The organism is Gymnodinialimonas sp., assembly GCF_059726805.1.
The window spans coordinates 2534191-2560327 of record NZ_AP041059.1; the positions used below are offsets into that span (position 1 = coordinate 2534191).

Genomic DNA, 26137 nt, shown 5'->3' on the forward strand with positions numbered 1-26137 from the left:
CTAAGACAGGGGAGAGTGCGGGAGTTGATATGCCGGAGTAGCGGAATGAGCGTTCTCGGCCCATTCCTGCCGTTGGCCAACAGGTAACGACGCTGCGAACGCAGCCCGCATAGCCGCCGTTCGCCGCAAGCGCGAAAGCTGCGGTCGGGCCAACTTCCACTCTGCGAGACGGAGCGGACACTGACGTCTCCCTTCTGAACGTCAGCTTCTGAAGTCTTGGACGCGGACTTCCTCGGGTCTACGACGTGAAGGCAGCGTTCTCACTTGCAACGAACGCGGCAAATTTGTCCCACGTCTGAGCCCCATATTCGACGGCGCCAAATCCGATTACGATAGCGCGACGTTCAGCCGAGGGGTGCATCTGACGCAGAGTGACTGCTGTCTTGCCGTTGTCCTGCTGGTCGAAAGTCACCAGCATGCGAAAGGCGTCAGGATCGTTTTCTACATCACTCCCATGGATGAACTCTATCATCTTGGAAGGCTCGATCCGCAGAAACTCCATGCGATTTGCGAAGACAGTTCCATCCGGTGCTGTCATGTCGAACCGCCAAACCCCACCAACGCGGATATCAATCTCATGGGTTTGCGTTTCAAAACCGCTCGGTCCGAACCACTGAACAATTTGTGTAGGATCGATCCAAGCTCGGAATGCAGTCTCGCAATCTGCATCGACGACACGGGCCATCACCACTTCCCTTTCCAATTGCAGTGCGGTCCACGGCGATTCGATTTCTTGCTTTTTCTCAGTCATTGGGCTTCTCAGACTTCATGTTCTTTAGGTGTGCCTGGTAGCGATCCATGCGGTGCTCCCATTGCTGGCGGTAGGTAGCCATCCAGTCTTCGGCGACCTTCAAAGTCGAAGGGTTGAGAGAGCAGATACGGCTGCGACCTTCGCGTTTGGAGACGATTAGTCCCGCATCTTCCAGAACAGCGAGATGCTGCGTGAAGGAAGGTAGGGCCATCTCAAACGGTTTCGCCAATTGTGAGACTGCTGTTGGGCCGTTGCTCAATGCTTGAACCACGGCGCGCCGCGTTGGATCGGCAAGTGCGCTGAAAGTCGTTTCGATACGGGAATCATTGTTAGGCATGAACCTAACTTAGGTTGACGCCTTACTAAGGTCAATTCCCAATAAATGTCTTACCGCTTACCGAATGCGGTCATGTGATCAAAGTGCAGCATTTGGGAGGTCTGGGCTCCAAGCAGCCGTTCGCTGCACATGCGAGCGCCCCAACGCGGTCAGCCGCCCATCTGAAGGTCCGCTCAGCGGGACAGAGCGGCATTTCGCTGCGGCTGCATCAGTGTCAGCCATTCACTTATTGGCGCGAGATAGTTTTCAGCCCAAGAAGCACAGCTGCACCGATCATGAAGCCGCCGCCAATGCGCTCAACCCAAACCCGCGCGCGGCCCTTGAACCTTTTGACGACCCAGTTTGACCCTAGTCCGTAGGCAGACAGAAACAGCCCGTCGATGACAATGTATGTCGCGGACAGGATCAGGAATTGAGGCCAGAACGGTGCATCCAGAGTGATGAATTGCGGGAATAGCGCAGAGAAGAACACTACAGCCTTCGGGTTTGCAGCAGACGTCAGGAACCCCTGTAACCAAAGGGTCTTCAGTGGGGTTCATTCTTGCTGCCGTTGCGTGGCAGTATCATCTGGTTTGGCGCGCCGGATCATACGAACACCTAACCAAATCAGGTACGCAACCCCTGCCCACTTGATGACGGTTAGGGCCGTGGCAGATGCTGCAATAATCGCCGCAAGGCCTAGTCCCGCCGCCAGCATCTGCAAGGCGTTCGCTGAAAGGTCACCTGCTGCGGTAGCAAGCGATCGATGGAAGCCGTGAACACCGCTGTTTGTCAGCATCAGCAGTTGGCTAGGCCCGGGCGTACTCATCAAGGCGATAACTGTGAGCACGTATAGCGTCCAAGTTTCAAAAGGCATGAATTCGGTTTCCTTATTTCGGCAACACTATTGCCCTAACCAGAGACCTAAGCAATTCGGAAGAATCGTGAGCGCAGGCACAACGGACTTTAGCCGCGATGCGGAAATCTCGAAATTTGGGCTCGGAGCTGCCATCGGAGCAACCGCGGCATTGGCTCGATCTGGGGCTTTCGGTAAGGCACGGACGGCCCATAGCTGAAGTTGATCGCAGGCTTCTTTCGCTGCGGCAGAGCTTGGCAAAGCGGTCATTCTCTGTGAGCGCGAATAACGCCCTGCCCGCTGCCAACTGCCAACGTTCTTTCTCGAGAAGAACTGCTCCGTCGCGCGGTACTGCCGAAACGAACGTCACGAATAGATTTCTGCCAGACGCCGAAGTCGAGGGACTGCTTCGGTCCGACGTTCGGTCGTCCGACTTTCGCCTGATGTCTGCATCGCCAAAGCTGACCCAAGGGCGTCGCCCGGTTTGAAGCCGAAGGCATTGCGAAAAAGGCGGGTGAAATGGGCCTGGTCGAAGTAGCCCCAGTGCTTCGATATGCGCGAGATTGCCCCTCGCTCGGGCACCGAGACTGCCAAATCGTCAAGGATGCGGTCCAAACGCTTTTGAGTAATGCTGCGTTGCAGACCGCCCTCCTCGGAAAACATTCGGAATAGAACCGGTCGCGACACGCCGATCGCTTCGCAGATCTGTTGGGCATCCAGGGAAGGGTCGCGCAAGTTCTCATCAATGTAGCGTCGTACGGCGATTTCGCGGGCCCGCATGGACGCTTGAAACGCTGTCTCATCGTGGAAATCCCGTGTCACCAACCCGCGCATCAGGCCGATGAACCCATCGGACAAAGATACGGTCTCATCCACCGTGCTCATCGGGATGGCTTCAAACAGCCAGGCGATGTTGTTGAGGATGGTGCGCCCGATCGGCGACGCACTGGGCAGTTGCATCAGCCTTGGGTGCCGCGATGGATCGTAGCCGATTGCCTCGTAAGGGAAGGTCAGGCTGATGAACTCAACATCGTCTTCCTGTCCATTATAGTCCTGGTGGAAATCAAAAAGGGTGAGGCGGTCTTGCCGCATCTTGAAGCTTGTATCGTTCATCACGCCGTTCGTCGCGCCCGACAGGTGTACGCGGAGGACCAGCAGATCCTCACGCTCCAGCTTTAGATTTTTTTGCGTACGACGAATACGAGCATCCGTGACGGAATAGCGTCCCAGAACCGACTGCCCGATCCGAACTGCACTTGCGCTGGCATCGAAGTCGCGCTGCGCCACGTCGTGCAACCCGACGTCGAAAAGACCAGAAAAATGCCCCCGCCATGCGTCCATGCGCTGGCGTTGATCAAGACCATCAAGCAGTAGCTCCGTATGAGGAAGCGCGTAGCGGACGCTCTGCTTGTCTTTCAACACGTCTTGTGGACGCGGGAGGGGAACGCCCCCCCCAGGTATCCAGAGCGGTTCGTTCGTGACATCCGGCTCGGATGACATCGCATGGTTCGACTTGAACATGTGTTCGCCTCAAATGACCAATTTGATAGTTGTGGGGGCGCGCCCGCTGGCGATCAGCCAGCAGACGCAATTCGCCCAGTTCGTCAACTTTACCCGTGTCGCAGCGTGAAATGCTGCGGTCTGGATCGAAGTTGCCACAAGGATTGGTGCCTGCCGAGAGCCTCACCAGGCCGTCCATGATTTATGAGACTCACGTCCAAGGAACTGCCCAATTCTCACGGATAGTTGACCGATTGGCTGTGGATAAAATGCCGAAAAACTATGCAGGCGGGTGGTTTAGCGCCACGGGGCGTTTCCGGTCATTCAGGGTTCGTTTCGGTGCGTGCAGGCAGCCTCTGCCACGAAATCGCCTTGATTGAAGCCACCTTTGAGACTCTCGTCCAACGACCCGGTCGTCCCATTGCCGTAGCTTTCTCGAAAGCCTCACACAGCCGCTCTGCCAAAGGTCGAGCCATCCTGACGAGGTCGTGCAAGCAACGAAATGGAGCCGATTTTCATGACCCAGCTCGAGTCGTATTCCAAGTATTTTGATGCGAATGCGCCGAGCGAGATCGCGGGGGCAGCGAGATCTGTCCGTGTCGGCTCTCACGTGTTGGCTGTCCTGGAAGAGATCGCGGCCAGCGGCCCGATCACCAAAGCCCAGATCGTTCGCAGGCTTTGCTTGTCGGCGACAATCGTGAATAAGACGACGGCTGTTCTGCTGGAACAAGGTTGGGTCCGCACACGGTATGCGGACGGCGCATTTGAGCTCAGCGCCAAGGTCGACGACTTCTTCTCGAAGGCGCATGTGGCGCCACCGGAGGTGCGCGAGTTCGCGCCAGTCATCGCGGCCGTCGGGTCGAGCAGCCGGATGTCTGTCGTTATCGGTATATTTCAGGAGAAGGGCACCTTCTGCGCGATCGATGCGACTATGGCGCGAAAGGACTTTGGCAAAGCCCGATCCTTTGTCTTTGATGATCTGGCGATGGCCGCGCAATCCATACTCAGCCAGGACCAGCTCGCAAGCCACATCTCTGCGTACGTCAAAAACCACGCAACGCCCGAGGAAGTGTCGCTGATTGACAGTGGCTTTCATGACAAGAACGTGGCCGCATTGGTCGATGACGGCCTCATCTGGCTGGTGTCCAAAGCAGGTTTCACCGTCCCGTTGGAGTTTGCGACCGGAAACGTTGGCGCGATCCGGTTTGAGGCCCGTCCGCCAAGTGATTCAGAGCCACTTATCTTGCGGGAATTCTCAAACCGGCTGCGCGGGGCACGCCCGGCTCCCGGCCAGGGGATCAAAGCCGAACAATTGACCCGCTTGGTGCAGCTATCGCTCGAATTCGACGACTTAATGCATGATCCGAGGGAGGCCTGATGTGAAGGAAACTGAACGCAAGTTAGCCTATGTTCAAAGCTCTCTAAGTCCCCGCTGTCGCGAGTTTCTGGATGTGCTCCTGAGGCTTGTGGAACAGGATCGATTGCTGGGTGCAACGGCCGGAGGTGTCGCGGGCTCCACGCTTGTCTACACGAAGCGCGGGGTTCTACCAGCGAGTGACTTGATGCCGGACGACCGGCTTCTCGACCACAAGACCGGAGACTTTGTCAAAGTCGTCGATGTCTATGTGAGCGACCCTGGAGGTGCGGCGGGCAACTTGACAGTAGAGCTGCCGAGCACTGATCGCCTGTCGCCAGGTCGATTGCGCGTGCACCCAAGCCAACCAATCGTCGTGTCGGGGAACCAATCGGCAACCTACATCTTCGGCAACAATCGCATTCTGCTGCCTGCTCTTTGGGCGGGTCCTTTTCTTGGCGGGCAGCTTTGCAGCAGTGTTTCGTCTTGGCTCTTTCGTCCGGTGACGGAGCGGCCGATCTTGATGTGGACGGTAGAACGCCCGGTGCCCTGTCTTTCCCCAGGTCTGACGTGGGCGGACTGTCAACTTGAACAGAGTTTCTCTTCGCTTGAGCTGCAAAAATGGTTGATGCTCTACGGCTTCCGCGTCGACAGCTTCTTTCGCGAGCACAAGGTCGCCGCCTGTCGGCAGAAAGCGATTGGACTACCAATAAAGGCTGAGACGGGTCCCGGTGCATTTGGTGCCTGAGCGTCGCAGTTCCTTGTTCAGCGGGCAACGTCCCGTCTGAGCGTCCTGTTGGCTAACCTGAAAGCTGCTTGCGAGCTCACTCTCGTCGCAGCCGATAGGCCAATGGGGTCAAGAAGTCGCGTTTCCTGTTCTCGGCAGCAGAGTTGTAACAACACAACTCGGACGGGAAACGCGGCTTCGCCTCTCCTCCAATTCCCTTTGTAGTCTTCGGACGCACGGCAGGTCATTCCGTCTACGGCGTCCTCGCGGGTCATTTGCCCCCCTGTGGTGTGCAGCCCAATCCCATGATTTCTCGCAAGTTTACGGGCCATCGCTCCGATTCGAGTCGGGTCCCCCACTGTTTCTGAAATCGGAACGAGGGACGGCAGGGGTCCAAACCGTTTCCGTTCCCGTACCACGTGCCACAATCTTGGCGAGAAACAACCACGGCGTCCAAAGTATTTGAGACGCTCGTCCAAAGAACCGGCGGCCTCCGATCTGTAGCTTGGTGTGAGCAACTTTCATCAATTGCTCCACACTTTTTCCAACCGTTTCAGGATCGAAAATCCTGGCACCGGAGTGGAGCTTTCAGTTCGGACGGGCGACGGCATGCCAAGCACAGTTTCTAGCCTCTATTTGAGCGACCTCGGGCGCCGCCCAGGGTTGTATCGGGCGCAGCCAAGCGTGGATCGTGACCTCCCGGGTCATGAACGCCTCACGCGTACTGTCCTCTCCGCTGTCCCGACACTTTGCCCTGCACGGACGCGCCCAACGGGGCCTTGCAGCGCCAAAAATTCAACGCCGCGGCCTATCCACCGGCACCTCACCGTGACCCCTCAGCCCTCCCCCAAAATACGCCCTCCGCACCCATGGTGCGGCTCGGGTGTGGGCGGGTCGTGAGGGGTTTTCAACACCGTCAGCAACCTTCGTCCGAATACTTTTCGGCTTAATATCCATAGGGATACGAGAAAATGACCACTGCAAAGACGACACCGGCCAAGCCCGCTCAGGGCACGCAGACAGACGTCACGATCACGCTGTCGCAAGAGGTTCTGGCCAAACTGCGCAAGCAGGTGAAATTCGAAACCGTTTCCGATCTGCGTGAATTGGTGGCCGACGCCATCAACACCTACGTGCAACTCGGGCAGCTCCGGGCGAGTGACGCCGAGATCCTCGCCCGTCAGGGCCCCGACGGCAAACTCGTCCGCCTGCATTTCCCCTTTGATCCCAACCCGGCCGCCGCGGCGACCGACGAGAGTGAGGCCTAAACCATGCCGATCAGATCTTATACTTTCATTGGCGGTCCAAACGGTGACAACGCCGGAACCTCGGTTTCCTCAGCGGGGGACGTGGATGGTGACGGGCTGGACGACATTCTCGTCGGCGCCCCAGGTGCCGTCCTGGGCGGCGGCACCACGCCCATCTCCTATGGCTATCTGTTGGCGGCGGCTGACCTAGAGGCCATGGACGCCGCGGACGGGACTGTGGACGGCGTGATTGACCTCGCAAATGTTGACGGCCACAGCGGGTCGTACACGTTCGGCAGGATTGGTCCACTCGGGTCAGAGGGGTTCACGCTGTCGTCGGCAGGCGATGTGGACGGCGATGGGCTGGACGATCTGTTGATCGGTGATCCCACTGGCACGAGTGAGGGTCAAACCTTTCTTCTGATGGCCGCTGACCTGGCCAGCGCGGACGCGACCGATGGGGTTGCGAATGGCGTGATCAACTTGATCAACGTCAGCGCACAGCCGGGCTCGTACCGGTTTGTCGGACAAGACAGCAACGGCGATGCGGGCGCATCTGTCTCCTCAGCCGGGGACGTGGATGGCGATGGTCGGGATGATCTACTCATTGGTGAGCCGAATGCCGGCAACGGAGCTTCGCGCGAAGGCGTTGCGCATTTGATGACGGCCAATGATCTGGCCGCCGCCGATGCGGCGGATGGGGTCGTCGACGGGGTGATCCAGCTTTCGAATGTTGCGGATCAACCCGGATCCTACAGCTTCACTGGCGAAATCCTCAATTATGAGGCGGGGTCTTCGGTGACGTCGCTGGGCGATATCGACGGGGACGGCCTAGACGACCTGGTGATCGGTTCAGAAAACTCGGATGATAATGGGAACCGATCCGGGGCGATTTACATCACCTCGTCCTCGGACCTTGCCGCTGCGGATGCCGCAGACGGTATGGTGGATGGCAACATCGACCTCGCGAATGTCGCGGCCCAAAGCAACTCTTATGAGATCCAAGGCGCCGACCCTAGCAGTAACACGGGCAATTCCATCGCCAATGTCGGCGATGTCGACGGGGACGGTGTCGACGATCTTTTGATCGGCGCGCTTCTTGCAGACGGCCCAAACGGGATCAATTCCGGTGGTGCCTTCCTCCTTACGAATGCTGATCTTGCCGCAGCGGACGCGGCGGACGGGTCTGTGGACGGTGTCATCGACCTGGCGAATGCCGCGGGCCTGGGATCCTCCTATGAGTTCATCGGGTCAGAAGCCGGTGAACTTGCGGGCGCTTCGGTGAGCACTGCCGGCGATGTCGATGGCGACGGGCGGGAAGATCTGCTGATCGGATCGATAGACGGTGTCAGCTATCTGGTGGCGATCGCGGATCTGGCGGCGGCGGATGCGGCGGACGGGTCTGTTGACGGCATCATCGACCTTGGAAATGTGAACGACCAGGAAAACTCCTACGAGTTCGCGTCGGGCACCGGGTTCGACAATGCCGGTTTCTCCGTGTCCACTGCGGGCGACGTGGATGGCGACGGTCTCGATGATCTGGTGATCGGCGCGCCGGATGGCAACTCGGGCGGCGGATACATCATCAACGCGACCGATCTGGCCGCCGCAGATGATGACGGCACAGGCCAGGACGGCATCATCAATTTGGGCAACCTGTTTTTCGATGGTGTGGTCGAAGGTACATCCGGCGCCGATCTGATCGACAAGGATTTCCTTGGCGATCCCGAGATGGACCGTGTTGACGATACCGACAACGCCGCGGGCACCAATGACGATGTGATCCAGGCGGGTGCTGGCAACGACACGATTGTCGCCAGCCAGGGCGATGACATCATCGATGGCGGTGCGGGTCGCGACACCTATGTCAGCGGCAACCTGGGCAACAGCTACACCTTCGTTGGCGAGGGCCTCGTGGCAAACTCCGGCTCCCAGGTGTCGATGATCGATGACATCGATGGCGACGGTTTGTCGGATTTCGTCATTTCGTCCGTCAACTTTTCCGCTACCGGCCCCGATACGGTTGAAACCTTCATCATTTCCTCTGCAGATCTGGAGGCAGCCGATGCCGCGGATGGCGCCGTTGACGGGGTCATCAACCTAGAAGACATCGATGCGCAGCCGAATTCCTACCAGATCATCGGCGGGCCATCCCAATTCAGCACCATTCGGGACATCTCCTCGGCGGGAGATATCGACGGCGATGGGTTGGGCGATATCATAATCGGGTTGACCCCTCTCCCCGGTGGAGGTGGTGCCGGAAGCTATCTGGTGACCGCCGACGGCCTTGCGGCGGCGGATGCCGCGGATGGCAGCGTCGACGGCGTCATCGCGTTTGACAATATCGCGAACCAGGGTGGCTCGTATAGCTTCGTCAACGGCGCAAACGGCGAAGCCGTTGGGGCCGCTGTTGGAACGGCCGGGGATTTCGATGGTGATGGGTTGGATGATATCCTCATTGGCGCATCTGGATCCCTCGTGAGTGACGATAGCGGTGCAACCTACCTGCTTTCTGCGGCAGACCTTCAGGCGGCGGATGCTGCGGATGGCAGCATCGACGGTGTCATCAATGTGGACAACATCAGCGCACAAAGCGGTTCCTTCGAGGTCAGGTCTTCCGGCAACTCAGGAGAGAGCGGCGGGGACATGTGGTCGGTCGGGGACATCGATGGCGATGGTCTGGACGATTTCATGGTCATTGGCCGGAACGGAGCGCAGGGATCCTTCGGCGAAAGCGCTTACCTCATCTCGGGGGCTGATATCAGTTTGATCGACGCCGCCGACGGCAACCTCGACGGTGTCCTCAATGTTGGTGAATTTTTCGACGAGTTCGGCTCTGAGGTTGGGCAGCCCGGTGGGCAGGGTGGGCCCGACACCAACTCCTACAAGTTCGTTCCTGACGATGTAGCAGGTAGCAGCGGCGGGGAAGGGCTGAAACTTGCCGGGGGCGCCGATCTGGATGGCGACGGTATCAATGACCTCGTGATCGGCGAACCGGACAACCCCAGCCCCATAGCGGGCGATGCAGGATCGGTTTATTTCATCAGCGGCACGGATCTGGCCGCGGCGGATGCGGCAGATGGCACAATCGATGGCACCATTCAGCTGAACCAGGTGCATACGCTGGAAAATTCCTACGAGTTTCGCGGCGAGGGTGACGACGACAGGGCAGGTATCAGCCTGTCAATCGTGGACGATACCGATGGCGATGGTCTGAGTGATGTGCTGATCAGCGCTTTCAATGGCCTCGGCAATGACGCAACGGCCTATCTTGTCAGCAGTGCCGATTTCGCGGCCGCCGACGCGGCAGATGGGGTCACCGACGGGATTGTCGATCTGGAAAATGTCCATGATCAGTCCGAGTCCTACCAGTTTGTTGGCATCCGAGGGAACGCGATAACTGGTGGTGGCGATGTCGATGGGGATGGGATCGGGGACTTCCTGATCGGCTCCCCCGGCACCACCAATGGTCTCAACTTCGAAAACGGCGAAAGCTATCTGATCTCTGGCGTTGATCTTGAGGCGCTTGATGCGTTGGACGGCAGCACCGATGGCATCATCAGTGTCGGTGTCATCACGCGGATCGACGATACCGTCACGTTGGACGTGAACGATGAGGGCGACGGCACTGTTACCGGCACCTATGTCACCGGCACCGACACGCTGACCTCGGTCGAAAACTACGTTGCGGGGGAGAACTCCGACGAGGCCGACGCGATCACAATCACGGACACCGGTTCAGGCTATTTGACCACGGATATCTCGGGCCTCGATGATGCGTCGGAGGGGACGTTTGTTCCCGGAAACGGCGACCCCGTCGTCAGCTTTGGCCCGGGCACGGGGGTCGTTCTGAGTGACGTCATTCAAGACATCCAGAACGGGACATACTTCAGCGGTGGGGCCTTCCAGATCACCGGCGGTGATGAAACCGGTCAAGTCGGCAATATCTCGTTCGAGAACTTCGAGACGATCAACTTTGACGTCGTCTGTTTTGCGCGCGGCACCAAGATCGCGACGAAATACGGAACGTTCGCGATTGAAGATCTGGCGGAAGGCGACCGGGTCATGACCCTCGACAACGGGTATTGCCCGATCCGGTGGATTGGATCCTGCACGCTGGATGCGATCAGCCTGACCCTGAAGCCAAAGCTCAAGCCCATTCGCATCAAGGCAGGCGCCTTGGGGCGCGGAATGCCAGACGCGGATCTGCTCGTGTCGCCGCAACACCGGGTCCTTGTACGCTCTGAAATTGCGCGCCGCATGTTTGGTGAGACGGAGGTTCTGGTCGCCGCGAACAAGCTGCTTGCGCTGGACGGGTTCGACATCGAAGAGGATGTCGAAAGCGTTGAATACTTCCACATGCTGTTCGACCAGCATGAGATCGTATTCTCAAACGGGGCACCGACCGAGAGCCTCTTCACCGGTCCCGAAGCTCTGAAATCGGTCGCCCCCGAGGCACGGGCAGAGATCCAGTCGTTGTTTCCAGATATCCTGGCGCCCGACTTTGCGGCAGTTCCCGCCCGTTCCATCCCCGAGAAGGGGCGACAGATGCGGCGGTTGGCCGAACGTCACCAATCGAACGAAAAGCCACTGCTCTCCTTGTAGGTGCGGAGGCCGTTTCAAAGGGCGAATACTGCAAGCATCGGCAAGTTGTGTTACCATTGCGCAGCGGCTTGGTGCTGGCAGGCCTTCGCGCCCACCGCGCCTGAGCACGGGAAGACCTCTCTATCGCTGCGCAGCGGCTTCATCAGCGCTGACCGGACGGAAACGGGTATCCGTCCGGTCGATGCCCATGAAGCACCCACGATCCACATTCAGACGTTGGAAGGCGAACGCAACGACGAACATCGATCCATAAATCGACCTGGCGAGGGCTGTTAGCATGCACTTTCACGCTTACGATTCCATTTTTTCCCAGTCCACCAATTCGGGGCCAGCGCCGCTTTGCTGCGCGCGCTTGTGATGGACGGATCAGGTCCTAAAGTGCCGTCGATTTCCTTCGACACGGCATCGTTTGACGCACGCGACCGCCAGGACGCGTGGCATACGCTGAACGCCGGTTTGTTCGAGCTGAAGTCCCATGATGTGGCCAATCAGGAATTCCATGCCAGCGGGCAGACCTTTCAAATGGGACAGGCGATTATCGGGCGGTATGCTGTGACCGGCAACATCGTCAGCCGAGTTGAAAACCGGTTGAAAGTGGAGCGGGAAGACTTGTTCGTTCTGCGAATGCATCGATCAGGATTCACCAAGGGCCTGATGAACGACGGCGGCTTTGAGATGAAATCTGGCCGTTTTACCCTGTTCGACTTTCATCAGGATCTGCACGCCCAGACGGAAAACGTGGATTACCTGAGTGTGACACTGCCTTATGCGGCCATCGGTTACGATCCGTCGCGCCATTCGGGCTTGCTCCAGCTCCCGATGCAATCCTCGATCGGTTACGTCCTGCGAAGCAATCTCGAACTGATGTTTGATCTCGCAGCAAGTGTGACAGCGGAAGAGTCGATGAACCTTGCAGACGGGTTCGCGGGGCTTTTGCGCGGGATTGTCGCCCGGGATCTAAAAGAAGAGACGGTTTTTCGCAGATCCAGCCAAGCCAGAAAGGTCGCCGTGCACCGGTTCATCACAGACAATCTGCACGATCCAAGTCTGGACGCTTCAGCGATCTGCAACGCGATCGGCGTGTCGCGGCCTGTCCTTTACCGAATGTACGAGGCCGAAGGTGGCGTGGCGCGCGCCATTGTACGAATGCGGCTCGAGCGGACACGGGAGGATTTGATGACGTCCAGCCCCGAGCGCGGTGCAATCACGCGCATCGCTCGGCGTTGGGCGTTCCATGACCCAGCACATTTTTCGCGTCTGTTTCGAGCAGCCTTCGGTGCAACCCCCAGTGACGTCTTGGGATCCGCGCACGAAGCGCTGCACCCGGCACGGCAACGGCCAAGGTCCGCCAGCCTCAAGAGCCCGAGGGAGCAGGCCCAGTTAGTGAACTTGTACAATTCCACCTATCCGTCGTGAGCCGGACAGGCGACATGACCTACGATCTGACGCCACTATGGATACAGGAGCTTTCCGGGCGTGCGACATCTGGGTCGCCGGGCTTGTGGATACCTATTTGCTGGCAAGAGCAAGCAGGACTGAGCTGAGCTAAGATGTTGAAAAACAACCCGCTTTCAGTACTGCGCTTTCCGCCAAATCACCCAACGGCAGTTGGGAAAAACCAGACCCAAAACTCAAGGTTGGTGACGCGAAAGCTCGGTATGAAAGAGATCAAGCAGTTTTTGGTTTTGCGATTGTCTGCCGCGAACTTCGGAGTCTGCTAGGGGACCTCCCGACACATGGGAGGCATGTGCGGACGCCAGCACATCACTTGCCGTAATGCCAAACTCGTTTCGGAACAGCCGGGCAAAATGGGATTGGTCCGAAAACCCCCAGGATCTCGCAATACGGCTTACCGCACCGCGCTTCGGTTCAGCAGCCGCCAGTTCTTCGTACAAGCCCGTGAGGCGCATTCGTAAAATTGCCCTGCCAACGCCACCATCAGCCTCGTACATTCGGTACAACACCGGTCGCGAAACACCAGCCGCCTGACAAATCTTATCCGCGCCCAGGTCGTGACTGCGTAGATTCTCCGCAACAAACCGCCGCACCGCGATTTCTCGGAACCTGCTGGATTGCTGAAATACAGTGTCTTCCCGTAGATCCTTCGAAATAACTCCCCTGAGAAAACCAGCCAGACCATCGGCAATGGTTCTCGCTTCGTCAGGTGTGGTCCTAGGTGCCAAACCCAAGATCATCTCAAGATTACTTCGCAACACGCGGCCAACTGGAGCATTCATAGGCACGTGAAGAAAACCAGGATACAGGCTTGGATCATAGCCAACCGCGGAATACGGCAAGGTTAAGCTTATGAAATCTATGTTCCTGGTTTCGCCGTCCATATTCTGATGAAAATCGAACAGTGTGAAACGGTCCGGTTGCATTCGGTAACCTGCGTCGTTCATGACCCCTCTGCTGTAGCCGCAGTAAGGCATTCGCAATACGATGAGGTCTTCGCGCTCGACTTTTAGTCTGTTTTCAACCCTTTGGACCACATGGCCGGAAACTTGATGACGCCCAAGCACCGCCTGCCCCATGCGATAGGAGTCCGCCTTGCAAGCAAACTCTCCGTTATCCACGTCATGAGATTTCAGCTCCAGCATACCCGCATGAAACGACCGCCAGGCTTCGACCCGGTCTCGCTTCGGAAATCGGGACGTGTCAAAGGACACCGACGGCACCGAGTATTCCGCGCGCGATTTCAAAACGCAGGTTTCCGATGTGGCGCGTCGCCACCAATCGGGCGAGGCGGCGCGTTCGGGGCGGTTAGATAAGCGTGCATTCAGACTGATCCCGCAGACTAGAGTTCGGCTTCTGGTATCGTTGGGGTAGACGTCTTTTCGCTGGCGAAGACTGACCTAAGACGCATGTCTTGAAACGCCCCGCTGCTGGCAGGGTCAGAATGCCAAAACGACACAACTTTGGCGATAAGCTTTCTGTGTATCAGGCGCAGGGGCGGATTATAGCTGATCGCCGCGTATCGATCTGAACCACAACCTGGCGATACGAACGAACTTGAAGGCAACGCATTTCTTTCTTGTTTTTTTCTGCCTAGCCACGCCCGCATGGTATGCTAACCTGCCATTGAACCCTTATGCTCGTGCCACGAATTTCATCCCGACCTAGGTTACGTGCATCATGATTGGATGGATGTGTGGAGCCGGCCCAAAGCCGCCGTCCGCAACGATCGGCGCCGCTACATCGCAGCATGCCGAAAACGGACATTTGGGATCATAGCGGTATCCCTCGTAGATGGATGACGCATATGCTGGCCCAAGGGACCGTCCGCAGCCACGCAGCAAACGGCTGTTGCAGGGGCCTGGCTTTGGATACGAAAGGCAGACACGGGACGAGATTTATCAGGGGGTATCCTTAACGGAGCGTCCACCCGATAGGTCTTCCACTAATGCGCTCAGGATCTCGTTTTTGCCGCCAAAGCCAGATTTTTGGTAAATCTTTGCCGCCTGCGCTTTCACTGTTCCCTCGGCCGTGTTGCGCATTTCCGCGATTTGGCCATGGGTGCATCCTTTCAGAATGAGCATTAGGACGTCGCGCTCGGCGACCGACAAGCCCCATCGTGCGGCGTAAGACGCGACGGTTGATCGGAATGCCTCGGCGGACGCTCTAAGTTGAGTGTCCATCTGATGCATGGAACGGCGCATTCGCCAAATCTCAGCTGCCAATAGGATCGCGACCAAAACGTTCAAATAACCCCAAGGGAGGTACCAGAACGACCAGGCAAGATCCTCCCAGAGACCGCCGAAGTTCACGATGATTTCGGCAATGAGCTCTGCGACAACGTAGAGCGCGAGGTAACTGGCGGAGAAAACAAAGCGCTTACTCGGGGGCATCTGAAAGCCTCATAGTCAGAATAGACGGATTCAGCACGAAAACTGCATAAACCTTCGTCATACCGACCGTACACTAAGGTCAGTCAGCGGCAATTTCCACTAGCGACGCACATATGCAGAAATCCAGAATCTCTATACTTTTCAACACTTAAGTGGCACTCTTCGCACGGGCGGCGCCTTTTTGACACGAGCGCACCTCTCCTGCATCTGCGGTCTATCGCAGTTCAGGACACACTCAATGGATCGCCGCTTATTTCTTGCCTCATCAATCGCCGCCATTGGCGCGGCCTTCGGCCCTACGGCCGCATCTGCCCAATCAGGACCGAGTCCGACAGGGTATCTCAGAACGAATTGGAGCCGCGATCCCCACAGCTATGGCTCGTACTCCTTCTTTGCGCGGGGCTCGGCCCGCCGCCATGCCCGCGATCTGGCGAGATCGATAAACGACACGGTTTTCTTCGCGGGCGAAGCGACGCACCCACAATTTAACAGTACGGTTCACGCGGGCTACGAGTCGGGCATTCTGGCTGCAGACGCTGTTGCGGAAACCTCAGCACAAAGGGTTTGTGTTGTCGGCGCTGGCATAAGCGGGCTTGCATGTGCGGCTCGGTTGCGCGGCCTGGGACACAACGTAACCATTCTTGAAGCCCGCAACGACATCGGAGGGCGCATTCGGACCAATCGCGACCTCACTCTTCCTCTGGACCTCGGAGCCAGCTGGATCCACGGCGACATCGACAATCCGTTGAATGCACTTGCGCGGCACCAGCAGCTCCGCACGGTTCCAACATCTGACACCTTTGTTGTTCGTGGCGCTGGCGGCACCGAACTGCGTGGCCGGGATGTGCCCCGCTGGCTGAACCGAGTGGCGACAATTCAGCACTCCGCTGGAGCCAATTTGCGTGAGATTAACGTCCTCGCATACGCATTCGATCGCGACTATCAGGGCGAAGACTTGATGGTCGCTGGAGGTTACGACCAACTGCTTCAAAGCCTCGTGGGTGGGCTAGACCTGCGGCTCAATTGGCAGGTCAGCGAAATCAACCACTCGCCGGGCTCCGCAGCAATTCGAGGCGCTGACGGCGGACGCCTTACATTCGATGCAGTCGTAGTGACCTTGCCGCTTGGCGTGTTGAAAGCGGGCAGAGTCGCCTTTGACCCGCCTCTCCCATCACAGAAGCAGACAGCCATCCAAGCGCTCGGAATGGGTGTGTTGGACAAGGTCTACCTCAAATACCGGAACGTCTTTTGGGATGCTGAGACAACCTGGATCCTCACGCCAGATACGGGTTTGCCTCAGGGGCAATTCAATCAATGGCTCAATCTATACCCATATACCGGTGAGCCTGTGATCATGGCATTCAACGGAGGCCAACCTGCTCGGGATTTATCCGGTCGATCTGACAGTGAGATTGTGGAAATGGCCACATCTGTTCTCGCGCGCACCTACGCATAACCCAACGCAATTCAAACCAGAGTAGGAACCGCAAATGTGTGATGCCTGTGTGATCGACGCTGTGAAGCAAAAAATGCTGAGCCGCCGCGCCCTCTTGGGCGGAACGGTCGCTACCGCTGGATTGGCGATAGCCCCAATACAGCCTGCTCAGGCTAATGCGCCCCGTCAATTCTTTGACATGACCCACGCGATCTCTTCGAACTTTCCGACATATTATGGCTATTCCGGCCTGCGTTATCGTCGCCTCGCACGGTACAACCGCGATGGATACAATTCGTACAACCTGGAAATCTCCGAACATCTCGGAACCCATATCGACGCGCCATTGCATTTCTCTGAGGATGGAAAATCCGTCGACCAGATTGAAGTGAACGATTTGATCTGCCCGCTCGTTGTCATCGATATCCGCGACAGGAGTATTTCTGACCCCGACACAATGCTGACGCCTGATGACGTACGGGCCTGGACCCGCAGACACGGACCGATCCCTGATGGTGCATGTGTGGCTATGAATTCAGGATGGGGAAACCGGGTCTGGACAGAAGGTTTCCGTAACGCTGATCGGAGGGGCGTTCAGCATTATCCGGGTTTTCACCCCGAAGCCGCAGAAATGCTTTTGGAGGAAACACACGCCGCCGCCATCGCGTCGGACACCTTGTCAATAGATCGAGGGATGAGTGAGGACTTCGGCACTCACTATACTTGGCTCCCCGCGAACCGTTACGGCATCGAGTGTTTGGCCGGTCTGGAACAGGTCCCCGACGCTGGAGCCACCTTAATTGTCGGCGCATCGAAGGTCATTGGGAGCACTGGTGGTCAAGCACGGATCTTTGCAATGGTTTAGAAAGGCCGTTTGATCGAATGACTTGATGAAGCAATGCCACCTCCGGCCCAATCCCGACCTTGGACACCCGATGGAGATGCTGCAGTCGCATTCCGCTTAGCGGCCATTCGCTGCGACGGCGAAATCTTCTGGTCTAGGAACGCGAGACCTGCGGACAAGACTAACTTTCGATCATTCTTTATTCTGCGTGACCGCTTTCGTCTTTCGACACGTTAGCAGGCATGTGAAGCTAGACCTCCGGTCTGTGCCGGAGGCCTAGCAAGTTGCTTTAGATTTCAACGTCCGAGCGCGTCCACAACCAACTCAGCCGCGGCTGCACCGGAAAATTGCTGCTGCCCCGTGATCAGATTACCGTCCCGCACGGCAAAGGGCTTGAACATCGAGTGAACCACAAAGTTTGTGTGTTCGAGTTTGCGCGCCTCTTCCTCGATCCAAAACGGCTGGATCTTTTGGCCTACGAAATTGTCGGCGAATTGCTCTTCGGCGTCGGCAAAGCCCGTCCAGGTCTTGCCCTTCACAAGCAACTCCCCGTTCGAGAGCCGGGTTTTGAGCAGGATACACGTGCCGTGGCAGACGATACTGACGACCTTGCCCGCCTCATAAGCCTTGGCAATGAAGGCGTGCAGGTCAGCGTCATCAATCATGGTCACCATCGGAGATTGGCCGCCCGCGACAAACACCGCATCGTAGTCATCTAGCGGGGCCTAGGCGATGGATTTGGTGCCCTGTAGCATGGCGATGTGGGTCGCCGACTTTTTGAACCCCAGCGAGACGATATCATGGGCAGAGTATTGGCTGTCGTCCTCGGGGTCCGAGAAACCGTCAGCCATCAGATCGCCGCCCTTGGGTGAGACGATATCAACCTCGTAGCCAGCTTCGTTAAAGGTCCAATAGGGGTGCGTGACCTCGGCCCACCAAAAGCCCACGGGCCAGCCGGTGGTGGGCGAGGTGCCCGGGTTCGCAACGATCATGAGAACGCGTTTGGTCCCGAGTGTGTCGATAGATGCAGACATGTTGATTACCTTTCTAAGGTGTTGTTTGGGTTGAAGGGAAAATCCAGCGCGCCAGCAATCGCGTGACGCGGGGCATGATAAGATAGGTCATTAGGGTGACTTGCAGGACGACCGTGATCAGTAGGCGTAGAGCCAGCGGCCAGTCTCCAATCAGCGGGCTCAGCGCGACGTTCAGGAGCAAGACCAGCAGGAACACGACCACGATCAGAACCAGCGCCATGCGATGCGGCGAGGGTTTGGCGACAACCGTGCCCGGCGGTGCTTCGAACCAGACCTCAAGCCCAGTGATCCGATCCCAGACGGCATCCGCCACCACATGGGGCGCAATCTCGGCTAGGTAACGCGCACGCAGGTCGGAGCGTTCAAACGCTTCCAAGGTCTCAAGGCTGTCGAACCGAAACACGCTTGTGTAGGGCGCGCCTTGGGTCGGTGGCTTTTGAAATTGCGCACCGAGATAGCCCTGAAGCGCCTGCGCGTCGGACGTCAGGCGGTTCAGCCAGTCCTCGTAGAATTGCTCTGAACCTGCCCGCACGCGGCGGCGCACAACGATGGTAACAGGCTCGCTCATTGGGCTGCTCGCGGCATCGCACCAAAGGCCCAGTTGCGCCCGTGCTTCTGCGCAATAGCTTGGTTGATCCAGGTCACGGCGAAGGGCTCAAGAAGGCGCGCTTTGGAAAGGCCCCCGGCGTCCAGTGGCTCAAAGCCCAAATCGACGAGTAGGGCCGAGACGATCATCTTGGACGCTTCATTGTCGCCAGCAAGGAACTGTACCGGAGCGAGGGCAAAGCCAGTGGTGTCGGCCATCACCTCGGCCCCCACCTGATTGAGCGTCTTCACCACGTGCGCGCCAGGCAACAACGCTTGTAACTGCTCAGCGCCTGAGGTCGTATGACCGACCGCAAGCCCCATCCCGTCCGGCACCGTGGCAATCGGGTTTGTGCAGTCAATGATGGGTTTGTCTTTGGCGGCGATGGTCGCCGCGATGCCTTCCAGCGCAGCATAAGGCACGGCGAGGACGATGACCTCGGCCCAGTTTGCAATCTCGGGTGCGCCGGGTGTGGTATCCCGCCCGCTAAATTGAACCTCATGGCCTTGTGCTTCCCAGCCAGCTGCCAGCGCCGATCCAACCCGTTCCCCTTCCGATAATCCCAATCCGCATGCCACCTCTCCATTGCCTTGGCCATGATCGAGAGATAGGGAAGCCAAGACTGCAATGAAAACGAATTGGATCGAACCTGGATATCGATGAAATTGAATTAAGAAGGTTAGACCTGACTGTCCTTCTGGTCTTCATCAACCTGATGCGGCTGCGCAAAGCCTCTGACGTGGCGGATCACATGGGGCTGACGCAATCCTCAATCAGCCATTCAATCAAACGCTTGCGGGACGCTTTTGGCGATCCGCTGTTCCTGCGCACGCCCAAGGGCATGGAGCCGACCGCGGTCGCTCTGGGGTTGGAGCCCAAGATCCGCAGCGTGATCGAAACACTGTCGCAGGCAATCAGCACACCTGTTGTATTCGATCCGGCCTCATCAACCGACATCCTACGGATCGGGGCATTTGATAATGAAATGACAACGCTGGTGCCGCAACTTCTGCAAGTGGTCCGTGCCGAGGCTCCCAGCATGCGCGTGAGCATCCTGCCGCTTGGACGCCGTCCCGCAATTGACGCTTTGGAACAGGGCGACATTGACCTTGCACTAGGATTTGCCTGGAGCTTGCCTCGCAGCATCCAGAAAACCAAGCTATTCGACGAGAGCTACAGCGTGGTGATGCGACAGGGGCACCCGCTGGCGCAGCAGCAAATGACGCTAAAGGCCTATACAAGCGCTGAGCATTTGATCGTATCTCCACGCGGGGATCACACAGGGATCGTCGACGAAGAGTTGGAGAAACTTGGACAGGTGCGCCGCGTGACAACGGCAGTCCCCCAATTCTTGCCCGCGCTCACCATCGTCGCGACGACGGACTTGATCGCGACACTGCCCGGTCGGTTGGTGGCAAGCCAATCAGAGCGCTACCGACTTTTGTCTTTTCCGCCGCCTGTCGAGATCCGTCCGTTCACCGTTACCGCCATGCATCATGAGCGCAACTCGAACAGCCCCATGCATCAATGGGCCATCTCGGCTCTGTCAGGGATCGCACGCGATGCGCCCCTATCGTGACGCGTATTGGCGGATTATGTGACCACTGGTCGAGCCGGCCCAAACCTGCCGTTCACCAATCTGCTTGAATGCTGCGGTGCGGCCCGCCAAAGCGGCCGTTCGCTGCTGTTGCGAAATCAAAGGGAGCTCAGAGGTCCGCTGTGCGGACGACGCGGACCCTCATTGCATAGACACGACGGACTACCTTCAGATTTTGAACAATCGCTTCAACTCGTCATCGAGCGCGGTTTGCCCGGAACGATAGTCCACAGCTTTGCGCCGTAACTCGTTTGTGTAGTAATGCAGATGCACCAGAACACCGTGTGTGTCGTCGATCTCGAATTTGGAGATTACGAAGCCAGCCTTGAGCTTTGGAATAATCACCGCGTTGTTCGTGGCGCAGTGTCTGCTGTAGATGACTTGGAACCCCATAGCCGATACCGTCGCGACCGTGGTTTGAAGCAGCGCGCTGTAAATACCCTTTCGCCGTTCACTTTCAAGGACGCCAGAATTTACCATACAGAACTTGGCCTTCGGCTCTTGCTTACCCCAAGTCCAGCCGACAAATCGGTCGCTCTTATCGAACGCGCCAAAGTATAGGTGCATCGGTGCACCGAGCCTGCTGTCCAATTCGTTTAATTGTTCCAGTTCCGACCCGGTAAGAGCATCGCTCAGCGCAAATGAATGGTCGCCAGTAAAGACCGAATGAACGTGGTGCTGAAACAGCGGTCCGAATTCCTCTTTGGGCATCTCTTTGATGATGAGGGGGTAATTCATAGACCTGTCCCAAGTCGACCTTCGCAATCATCGCCTGCTTTGAACGTACAAGTCCACACCGCTGTCGTCAGAACTGACGTATGGGCGCAGGTCAGCATTTAGTGGACTGGGCTCAAAGCGGTCATCGGGTTCCTTGCTGCATTTGGTGGTATCCTTGCGCAAACGGTGACGGGCACGGCCCAAACCTGCCGCTGCGGATTGAATTTCGAGCGGCTGCCACTCGGGTGGTGAACCGAAGACAGCCTTAGTTTAGCTGCATAGCACTTGCTTCTGCGATTGCGTCAAACTGCGATTAAGGTACGTCGGGAGATGGAGCACGGCAAACACGCTGGGGTAATTTCTCGCACCTTCTGATCGAGCGTTTCGCTGACTTTGCAGCACAGCTATGGGCGCGTCATTCCGCGGCCACTTGCAAATGTGAGACACTAGGCGTGCGCTCAGTTCGCGGCACCGCTGCCTTTCGGCGATACACCATGCAGAAAACAGGTGGCACGAAATAAAACGACACGATTGCTGACAACAACACCCCTCCTGCAATGGCGACGGCAAATGGCGGCCAAAATCCGCCTCCTCCCAGGATCAAGGGAAGAAAGCCTCCGAAGGTAGTGATCGTGGTCGAGATGATGTGCCGGCTTGACCCGCATACTACCCGCGCCATGACCTCGGTATCGCCAGCGGCTGCGTCCGGGTCAGCCTGTAGGCCCGTCAGGATGATGATTGCGGCGTTGATCGAAACCCCGATCGAGCCGATGACACCGATGATGGCATTGATCCCGAACGGGAATTGTAACACCGCCAGTGACAGCAACGACAACCCCGCCGACAAGACGCAGACAACCAGCGCCACAGCCGTCAGCCGGAAGGAGTTGAAGGTTAGCGCGATGGTGGCGATGGTCAGGGTCACAATCAGGCCGATGGAAGCGAGAAGTTTACCCACGGTGCTGGACCGCGCATCGCTGTCACCTCCCAATTCGATCCGGTAGCCCGGCGGCAAAGCAAAGCCCGCCGCGTCAAACTCGGCCAGAACCGCCTGCAGCGCCTCTTCCGGAAGGACTTCTGGCACGATGAATGCTTGCACAACGTTCACACGCTCGCCGTTGCGGCGGGTGACGACGCTTTCGGCAGGCTCCAGAATCGGTGTTGCAAACTCGGACAGTGGGACCGCCGGGAACACACGCTCAGTGGACAACGTGCCAGCGCCCGGCAACAGGATCGGCATGTCTGAAACGGAGGCGAGATCGGTGAACGCGTCGCGATCGAACCGCGTGCGCACCGGCAATTGATCTGTGCCTTCCACCAGGCTGCCACCTGTCGTGCCGACCATGCCGTTTTCTAGCTGCGCCGCAATGTCGGTGATGTTGAGGCCGAGAAGCCGCGCTGCCGTTTCATCGATGTCGAACCGGATTTGGGGCGCGCCGCCAGAGACGCCTGTGCGCACTTGCGTGACTATCGGGATGCCCGCCATCAGGGCCCGCGCCTGATCCCCGTATTCGCGCAGGATCTGCAGGTCGGGGCCGACAAGGCGCACTTCGATGGGGGCAGCGACGGGCGGGCCTTGGACGAGCCCGCGCACGATGATGCGCGCTTGAGGATAGTCGGCATCGACCTGCGCCTGGATCGCCGGGACAAGACGCGCCGCATCCTCTGCCGTTTCGGTCGTGATCATGGCGATGGCGTAGCTGGGTTCCTGCGACCGGCCGCCGGTGATGTTGTAGTAGAAAGCCGGTCCCGATTGGCCCACGGACCAATAGACCTGCGCGATACCATCGGTTTCAAGCAGATCGGCATCAATGGCGCGCACGACGTCAGCGGTGCCGCTCAGCGCGGTGCCGGGCGGCATCTCGACCTCAAGGTAGAATTGGTCGCGTTCAACACCGGGAAAGAACTGCGCGGTGAGCGACGGGAAGGCGGCAAAACCCGTGACTGGCAAGATCAGCGCCAGAGCGACGGATTTCACCGGGTTGTTCACCGACCAGCGGATCGACGCGGTGAACGCCCGTCCCAGCGGCGCAAAAGTAAGGCCGCCGCGCCCCCCGGATTGGATGAACCACCCTGCAACGGCGGGCGCCACCGTCAGTGCGATGAACAGTGACCAGATCAGCATGATGACAACAGCGATTGCGATGGAGCCCACGAAATCACCCGCCGGTCCGGGCAGTAGGATCATGGGGGTGAAGGACAAGGCGGTTGTCACGGTCGAGGCCAAAAGCGGCGCGGCAAGGCGTTTGATGGCGTCGCCCACCGCCGCTTCGCGGCCCATGCCCCGGGCCAGCCGTTGGCGGACCTCGTCCACCATGACGATCGCGGCATCCACCAAAAGGCCAAGTGCCACAATCAGGCCGGTCACCGACATCTGGTGGATGGGCAGCCCGATGAAGTTCATCGTCGCGATGGTCGCAAGCGATACCACCGGCAGAACCAGCGCCACGATCGCCGCGGCCCGAAGACCTAGCGTGATGAACAACACGGCAACCACAAGCGCCACACCGATGGCCATATTTGTGCCGACCTCCGCTAAGCGGCTGGCGGTGTAGGTCGATTGATCGAAGATCAGCGTTTCGTTCAGGCCCTGCGGCACCAAGGCGGCACCTTCCGTAAGTTCTTCTCGAACGAAGCCCATCCACCGGTCGATCTGCACACCGTCTTGCGCCAGCACACCGACCAGAACCGCAGGTCGGCCGTTGGCATAGGCCAGTTCCGTGGACGGATCGCGTGGCCCGCGCGAGATATCGGCGACATCGACCACAGTAACCGTGGCGCCGGCTGCCCCTTCCCGCAGAACGATGCGGCCCAAGCGTTCAAGTGCGGTAATCTCGCCCGAGACACTGATGGTCAGACCGGTCTCGTCGCCATCCAGCGCGCCAGCGCGAACCTTACCATCGGCAGCGGCAATCCGTTGTGAGACCTCTGCCACCGTCAGCCCGAGGGATGCGGCGGCATAGGGATCAAGCTCGACCAGCACCTCCTCTTCCGGTTCGCCGAACAGATCGACGGCGCGTGTCGACGGGATCGACCGCAAGCGGTCAGCCAAAGCCTCGGCATAGGCGTGGGTGAGGGTCAGAGGCACGCCGTCATGGTCTGCGGTGACAGCGATGACGGCGGAATAGGCCGAGATGCCTTCGGCGTTGAACTCGGGCGCAAGAACGCCTTGCGGGAAGTTGCGGCGCGCATCTTCCACCGCATCCCGAGCTTCGGACCAGACTTGTTCAATCGTCGTCTCATCCAGCGTTTCCAAAAGCTCTACCGAAACGACCGATACGCCCGTGCGTGAAACCGAAGTGATGGTGTCGACTTCCGCAATCTCGCGCAGCTCTTCCTCGATCTCGGCGGTGACCAGTGCCTCGACCCGCGCTGGATCAGCGCCGGGGAATTGCGTTGTGACAGTGGCAAAAAGGTTGGTGATCGTCGGATCTTCCTGTCGGCCAATCGACAGGAACGCCGACAGTCCGGCGGAGATCAGGACCAGAAGGATCAGGGCGACGACGCGGGGTTGGCGGAACGGCAGGGTCAGCATCGGCCTTACTCCGCATCAACGATTGGCTGGACGGCTTGGCCCGGCACGACGCGGTGCGCGCCCGTTCGGATCATCTGTGCGCCGGGCGCGAAGGTGCCGCTGACGTAGGCGCGCGTCGCATCTGAATGACGTATTTCAACCAGCGCCACACGCACTTCCTCGTCTTCGACAACAAGCAGGTTCCAACTGCCGCCAACCCCTTCCTGCAGCGCATCCAGCGGCACCCAAGTGCCTGAAGCTTCGAGCCGGGAGGTCAGCGTCAGCGTCGCGGTCTGCCCGAAGGTCGGCATGTCATCCGTCAGCAACGTGAACAGGGCCGTGCGAGTCCGCGTGACCGGGTCGATGTCGGGGCGGACTTGCAACGGCCTGGCGGGGTAGGTTTGCCCGCCAATCTCGATTGAAACCTCTCCCAATGTGGTCGCATCGATCGACAGCGGAAGGCCGACGCGAACCTCCGGTGCGGCCGTCTCGATCAGGGTCAGAACCGGTGCGCCCGCCGACAAGGTTTCGCCCCCATCTACGTTGCGCATCCCGACGCGGCCCGCGAACGGCGCGCGCAGTTCGGACTTTTCCAGATTGATCGCTACAGCATCGATTGCGGCGGCAATCTCCATCATGCGGCCTGCCAGTTCATCGCGGGTGGCAAGCGCCTGATCCAGCGCCTCTTGGCTGACGTGGCCGTCGGCCAGCAGCGCTTGGGCCCGGGTCAGGCGGGTTTCGGCCAATTCAAGCTGTGCGGCGGTAGCCGATTGGCTGGCTTCCAGCCGGGTCCGCTCCGCCACCAGTAACGAAGTGTCAAGCCGCGCGAGGATCGTGCCTGCCTCAACCTCTGCGCCTTCGGCGACGGACACGTCATTTAGCCGTCCGGCCAGTTCGAATGACAGAACCACGCTGGACGCAGCCTCCACCTGGCCCACGAATTGGCGCGGGATGTCGAACCCGTCGGACACCTCAAGCGCCACTACTTCGACCGGGGTGGGATCGGCAATGTCGGTCACGGCCGTGGCTTCGGCACGGTTGGCCAATTGAGTTGACCCGAAGAATACTGCGCCCCCCGCGCCGGCGACCACAACCAACGTTATGGTGAGGGTTGCAACTTGGCGCAGTACGCGCCGCCACAATACCGGTTTTGCTTGATCGACCATGGCCCAGACCTTTCAATGTTAGAGGCTCTAACATATGTTA

General features: G+C 58.5%; 19 protein-coding genes and 2 pseudogenes. 8 read left to right on the forward strand and 13 right to left on the reverse strand.

The window, feature by feature from the left end:
- Window positions 1–238: 238 nt before the first annotated feature.
- The 4 genes and pseudogenes from AC6I9R_RS12335 to AC6I9R_RS12350 form a co-directional block, all read right to left on the reverse strand.
- Entirely contained in the window at window positions 239–751 is a 513-nt protein-coding gene (locus AC6I9R_RS12335) for an SRPBCC family protein (RefSeq protein ID WP_461425862.1), read from the reverse strand.
- The gene (locus AC6I9R_RS12340; RefSeq protein WP_461425863.1) at window positions 744–1088 is read right to left on the reverse strand and encodes an ArsR/SmtB family transcription factor; all 345 of its coding nucleotides are present in this window, start codon (window positions 1086–1088) and stop codon (window positions 744–746) included. The genes AC6I9R_RS12335 and AC6I9R_RS12340 overlap by 8 nt, the downstream gene beginning before the upstream one ends.
- Window positions 1089–1314: 226 nt before the next feature.
- Window positions 1315–1944: pseudogene (locus AC6I9R_RS12345) on the reverse strand (LysE family translocator).
- 345 nt (window positions 1945–2289) lie between these two features.
- On the reverse strand, window positions 2290–3444 hold the full coding sequence (locus AC6I9R_RS12350; protein WP_461425864.1) for an AraC-like ligand-binding domain-containing protein: 1155 nt from the start codon (window positions 3442–3444) through the stop codon (window positions 2290–2292).
- A gap of 496 nt (window positions 3445–3940) precedes the next feature.
- Between AC6I9R_RS12350 and AC6I9R_RS12355 the strand changes: the two genes are divergently transcribed.
- The 5 genes from AC6I9R_RS12355 (at window position 3941) to AC6I9R_RS12375 (ending at window position 12772) form a co-directional block, all read left to right on the forward strand.
- Window positions 3941–4801: a MarR family transcriptional regulator gene (locus tag AC6I9R_RS12355; RefSeq protein WP_461425865.1), complete on the forward strand. Its 861-nt coding sequence runs from the start codon at window positions 3941–3943 to the stop codon at window positions 4799–4801.
- A gap of 1 nt (window position 4802) precedes the next feature.
- A complete protein-coding gene (locus AC6I9R_RS12360) occupies window positions 4803–5525 on the forward strand; it encodes a hypothetical protein (protein ID WP_461425866.1) in 723 nt (240 codons plus the stop codon).
- A 950-nt stretch (window positions 5526–6475) separates the two neighbouring features.
- Complete coding sequence (locus AC6I9R_RS12365) at window positions 6476–6772, forward strand: hypothetical protein (protein ID WP_461425867.1); 297 nt, start codon at window positions 6476–6478, stop codon at window positions 6770–6772.
- 3 nt (window positions 6773–6775) lie between these two features.
- The gene (locus AC6I9R_RS12370) at window positions 6776–11356 is read left to right on the forward strand and encodes a Hint domain-containing protein (protein WP_461425868.1); all 4581 of its coding nucleotides are present in this window, start codon (window positions 6776–6778) and stop codon (window positions 11354–11356) included.
- Between the two features lie 339 nt (window positions 11357–11695).
- On the forward strand, window positions 11696–12772 hold the full coding sequence (locus AC6I9R_RS12375) for a helix-turn-helix domain-containing protein (RefSeq protein WP_461425869.1): 1077 nt from the start codon (window positions 11696–11698) through the stop codon (window positions 12770–12772).
- 215 nt (window positions 12773–12987) lie between these two features.
- On the opposite strand, the gene AC6I9R_RS12380 is transcribed toward AC6I9R_RS12375, so the two are convergent.
- Window positions 12988–13956, reverse strand: a complete 969-nt coding sequence (locus AC6I9R_RS12380; RefSeq protein ID WP_461425870.1) for a helix-turn-helix domain-containing protein — start codon at window positions 13954–13956, stop codon at window positions 12988–12990.
- Between the two features lie 756 nt (window positions 13957–14712).
- A complete protein-coding gene (locus AC6I9R_RS12385; RefSeq protein WP_461425871.1) occupies window positions 14713–15204 on the reverse strand; it encodes a helix-turn-helix transcriptional regulator in 492 nt (163 codons plus the stop codon).
- A gap of 238 nt (window positions 15205–15442) precedes the next feature.
- Between AC6I9R_RS12385 and AC6I9R_RS12390 the strand changes: the two genes are divergently transcribed.
- Entirely contained in the window at window positions 15443–16660 is a 1218-nt protein-coding gene (locus tag AC6I9R_RS12390) for a flavin monoamine oxidase family protein (protein ID WP_461425872.1), read from the forward strand.
- 34 nt (window positions 16661–16694) lie between these two features.
- On the forward strand, window positions 16695–17504 hold the full coding sequence (locus tag AC6I9R_RS12395; RefSeq protein ID WP_461425873.1) for a cyclase family protein: 810 nt from the start codon (window positions 16695–16697) through the stop codon (window positions 17502–17504).
- A gap of 275 nt (window positions 17505–17779) precedes the next feature.
- On the opposite strand, the pseudogene AC6I9R_RS12400 reads toward AC6I9R_RS12395, so the two are convergent.
- The 4 genes and pseudogenes from AC6I9R_RS12400 to AC6I9R_RS12415 all read right to left on the reverse strand — a co-directional run.
- A pseudogene (locus AC6I9R_RS12400) lies at window positions 17780–18187 on the reverse strand (type 1 glutamine amidotransferase domain-containing protein); the annotation flags it as partial.
- A 21-nt stretch (window positions 18188–18208) separates the two neighbouring features.
- Window positions 18209–18517, reverse strand: coding sequence for a type 1 glutamine amidotransferase family protein (locus tag AC6I9R_RS12405; RefSeq protein ID WP_461425874.1), 309 nt, complete (start codon window positions 18515–18517; stop codon window positions 18209–18211).
- A gap of 13 nt (window positions 18518–18530) precedes the next feature.
- Window positions 18531–19085 carry an antibiotic biosynthesis monooxygenase gene (locus AC6I9R_RS12410; protein WP_461425875.1) on the reverse strand — a complete coding sequence of 185 codons (555 nt, stop codon included), beginning with the start codon at window positions 19083–19085 and terminating at the stop codon, window positions 18531–18533.
- Complete coding sequence (locus AC6I9R_RS12415) at window positions 19082–19669, reverse strand: NADPH-dependent F420 reductase (protein WP_461425876.1); 588 nt, start codon at window positions 19667–19669, stop codon at window positions 19082–19084. Before AC6I9R_RS12415 ends, AC6I9R_RS12410 begins: the two co-directional genes overlap by 4 nt.
- Window positions 19670–19809: 140 nt before the next feature.
- Between AC6I9R_RS12415 and AC6I9R_RS12420 the strand changes: the two genes are divergently transcribed.
- Window positions 19810–20682: a LysR family transcriptional regulator gene (locus AC6I9R_RS12420; RefSeq protein ID WP_461426616.1), complete on the forward strand. Its 873-nt coding sequence runs from the start codon at window positions 19810–19812 to the stop codon at window positions 20680–20682.
- A gap of 186 nt (window positions 20683–20868) precedes the next feature.
- Here AC6I9R_RS12420 and AC6I9R_RS12425 read toward each other — a convergent pair whose 3' ends face one another.
- The 3 genes from AC6I9R_RS12425 to AC6I9R_RS12435 form a co-directional block, all read right to left on the reverse strand.
- Window positions 20869–21438 carry a GNAT family N-acetyltransferase gene (locus AC6I9R_RS12425; RefSeq protein WP_461425877.1) on the reverse strand — a complete coding sequence of 190 codons (570 nt, stop codon included), beginning with the start codon at window positions 21436–21438 and terminating at the stop codon, window positions 20869–20871.
- Between the two features lie 394 nt (window positions 21439–21832).
- Entirely contained in the window at window positions 21833–24952 is a 3120-nt protein-coding gene (locus tag AC6I9R_RS12430) for an efflux RND transporter permease subunit (RefSeq protein ID WP_461425878.1), read from the reverse strand.
- Window positions 24953–24957: 5 nt separating this feature from the next.
- Window positions 24958–25950: an efflux RND transporter periplasmic adaptor subunit gene (locus AC6I9R_RS12435; protein ID WP_497862950.1), complete on the reverse strand. Its 993-nt coding sequence runs from the start codon at window positions 25948–25950 to the stop codon at window positions 24958–24960.
- Between the last annotated feature and the right edge of the window lie 187 nt (window positions 25951–26137).

Coding starts and splice junctions, on each gene's coding strand:
- AC6I9R_RS12335 (WP_461425862.1), bottom strand. CDS start 751: ATGACTGAGAAAAAGCAAGAAATCGAATCGCCGTGGACCGCACTGCAA.
- AC6I9R_RS12340 (WP_461425863.1), bottom strand. CDS start 1,088: ATGCCTAACAATGATTCCCGTATCGAAACGACTTTCAGCGCACTTGCC.
- AC6I9R_RS12350 (WP_461425864.1), bottom strand. CDS start 3,444: ATGTTCAAGTCGAACCATGCGATGTCATCCGAGCCGGATGTCACGAAC.
- AC6I9R_RS12355 (WP_461425865.1), top strand. CDS start 3,941: ATGACCCAGCTCGAGTCGTATTCCAAGTATTTTGATGCGAATGCGCCG.
- AC6I9R_RS12365 (WP_461425867.1), top strand. CDS start 6,476: ATGACCACTGCAAAGACGACACCGGCCAAGCCCGCTCAGGGCACGCAG.
- AC6I9R_RS12370 (WP_461425868.1), top strand. CDS start 6,776: ATGCCGATCAGATCTTATACTTTCATTGGCGGTCCAAACGGTGACAAC.
- AC6I9R_RS12380 (WP_461425870.1), bottom strand. CDS start 13,956: ATGCTGGAGCTGAAATCTCATGACGTGGATAACGGAGAGTTTGCTTGC.
- AC6I9R_RS12385 (WP_461425871.1), bottom strand. CDS start 15,204: ATGCCCCCGAGTAAGCGCTTTGTTTTCTCCGCCAGTTACCTCGCGCTC.
- AC6I9R_RS12390 (WP_461425872.1), top strand. CDS start 15,443: ATGGATCGCCGCTTATTTCTTGCCTCATCAATCGCCGCCATTGGCGCG.
- AC6I9R_RS12395 (WP_461425873.1), top strand. CDS start 16,695: ATGTGTGATGCCTGTGTGATCGACGCTGTGAAGCAAAAAATGCTGAGC.
- AC6I9R_RS12405 (WP_461425874.1), bottom strand. CDS start 18,517: ATGTCTGCATCTATCGACACACTCGGGACCAAACGCGTTCTCATGATC.
- AC6I9R_RS12410 (WP_461425875.1), bottom strand. CDS start 19,085: ATGAGCGAGCCTGTTACCATCGTTGTGCGCCGCCGCGTGCGGGCAGGT.
- AC6I9R_RS12425 (WP_461425877.1), bottom strand. CDS start 21,438: ATGAATTACCCCCTCATCATCAAAGAGATGCCCAAAGAGGAATTCGGA.
- AC6I9R_RS12430 (WP_461425878.1), bottom strand. CDS start 24,952: ATGCTGACCCTGCCGTTCCGCCAACCCCGCGTCGTCGCCCTGATCCTT.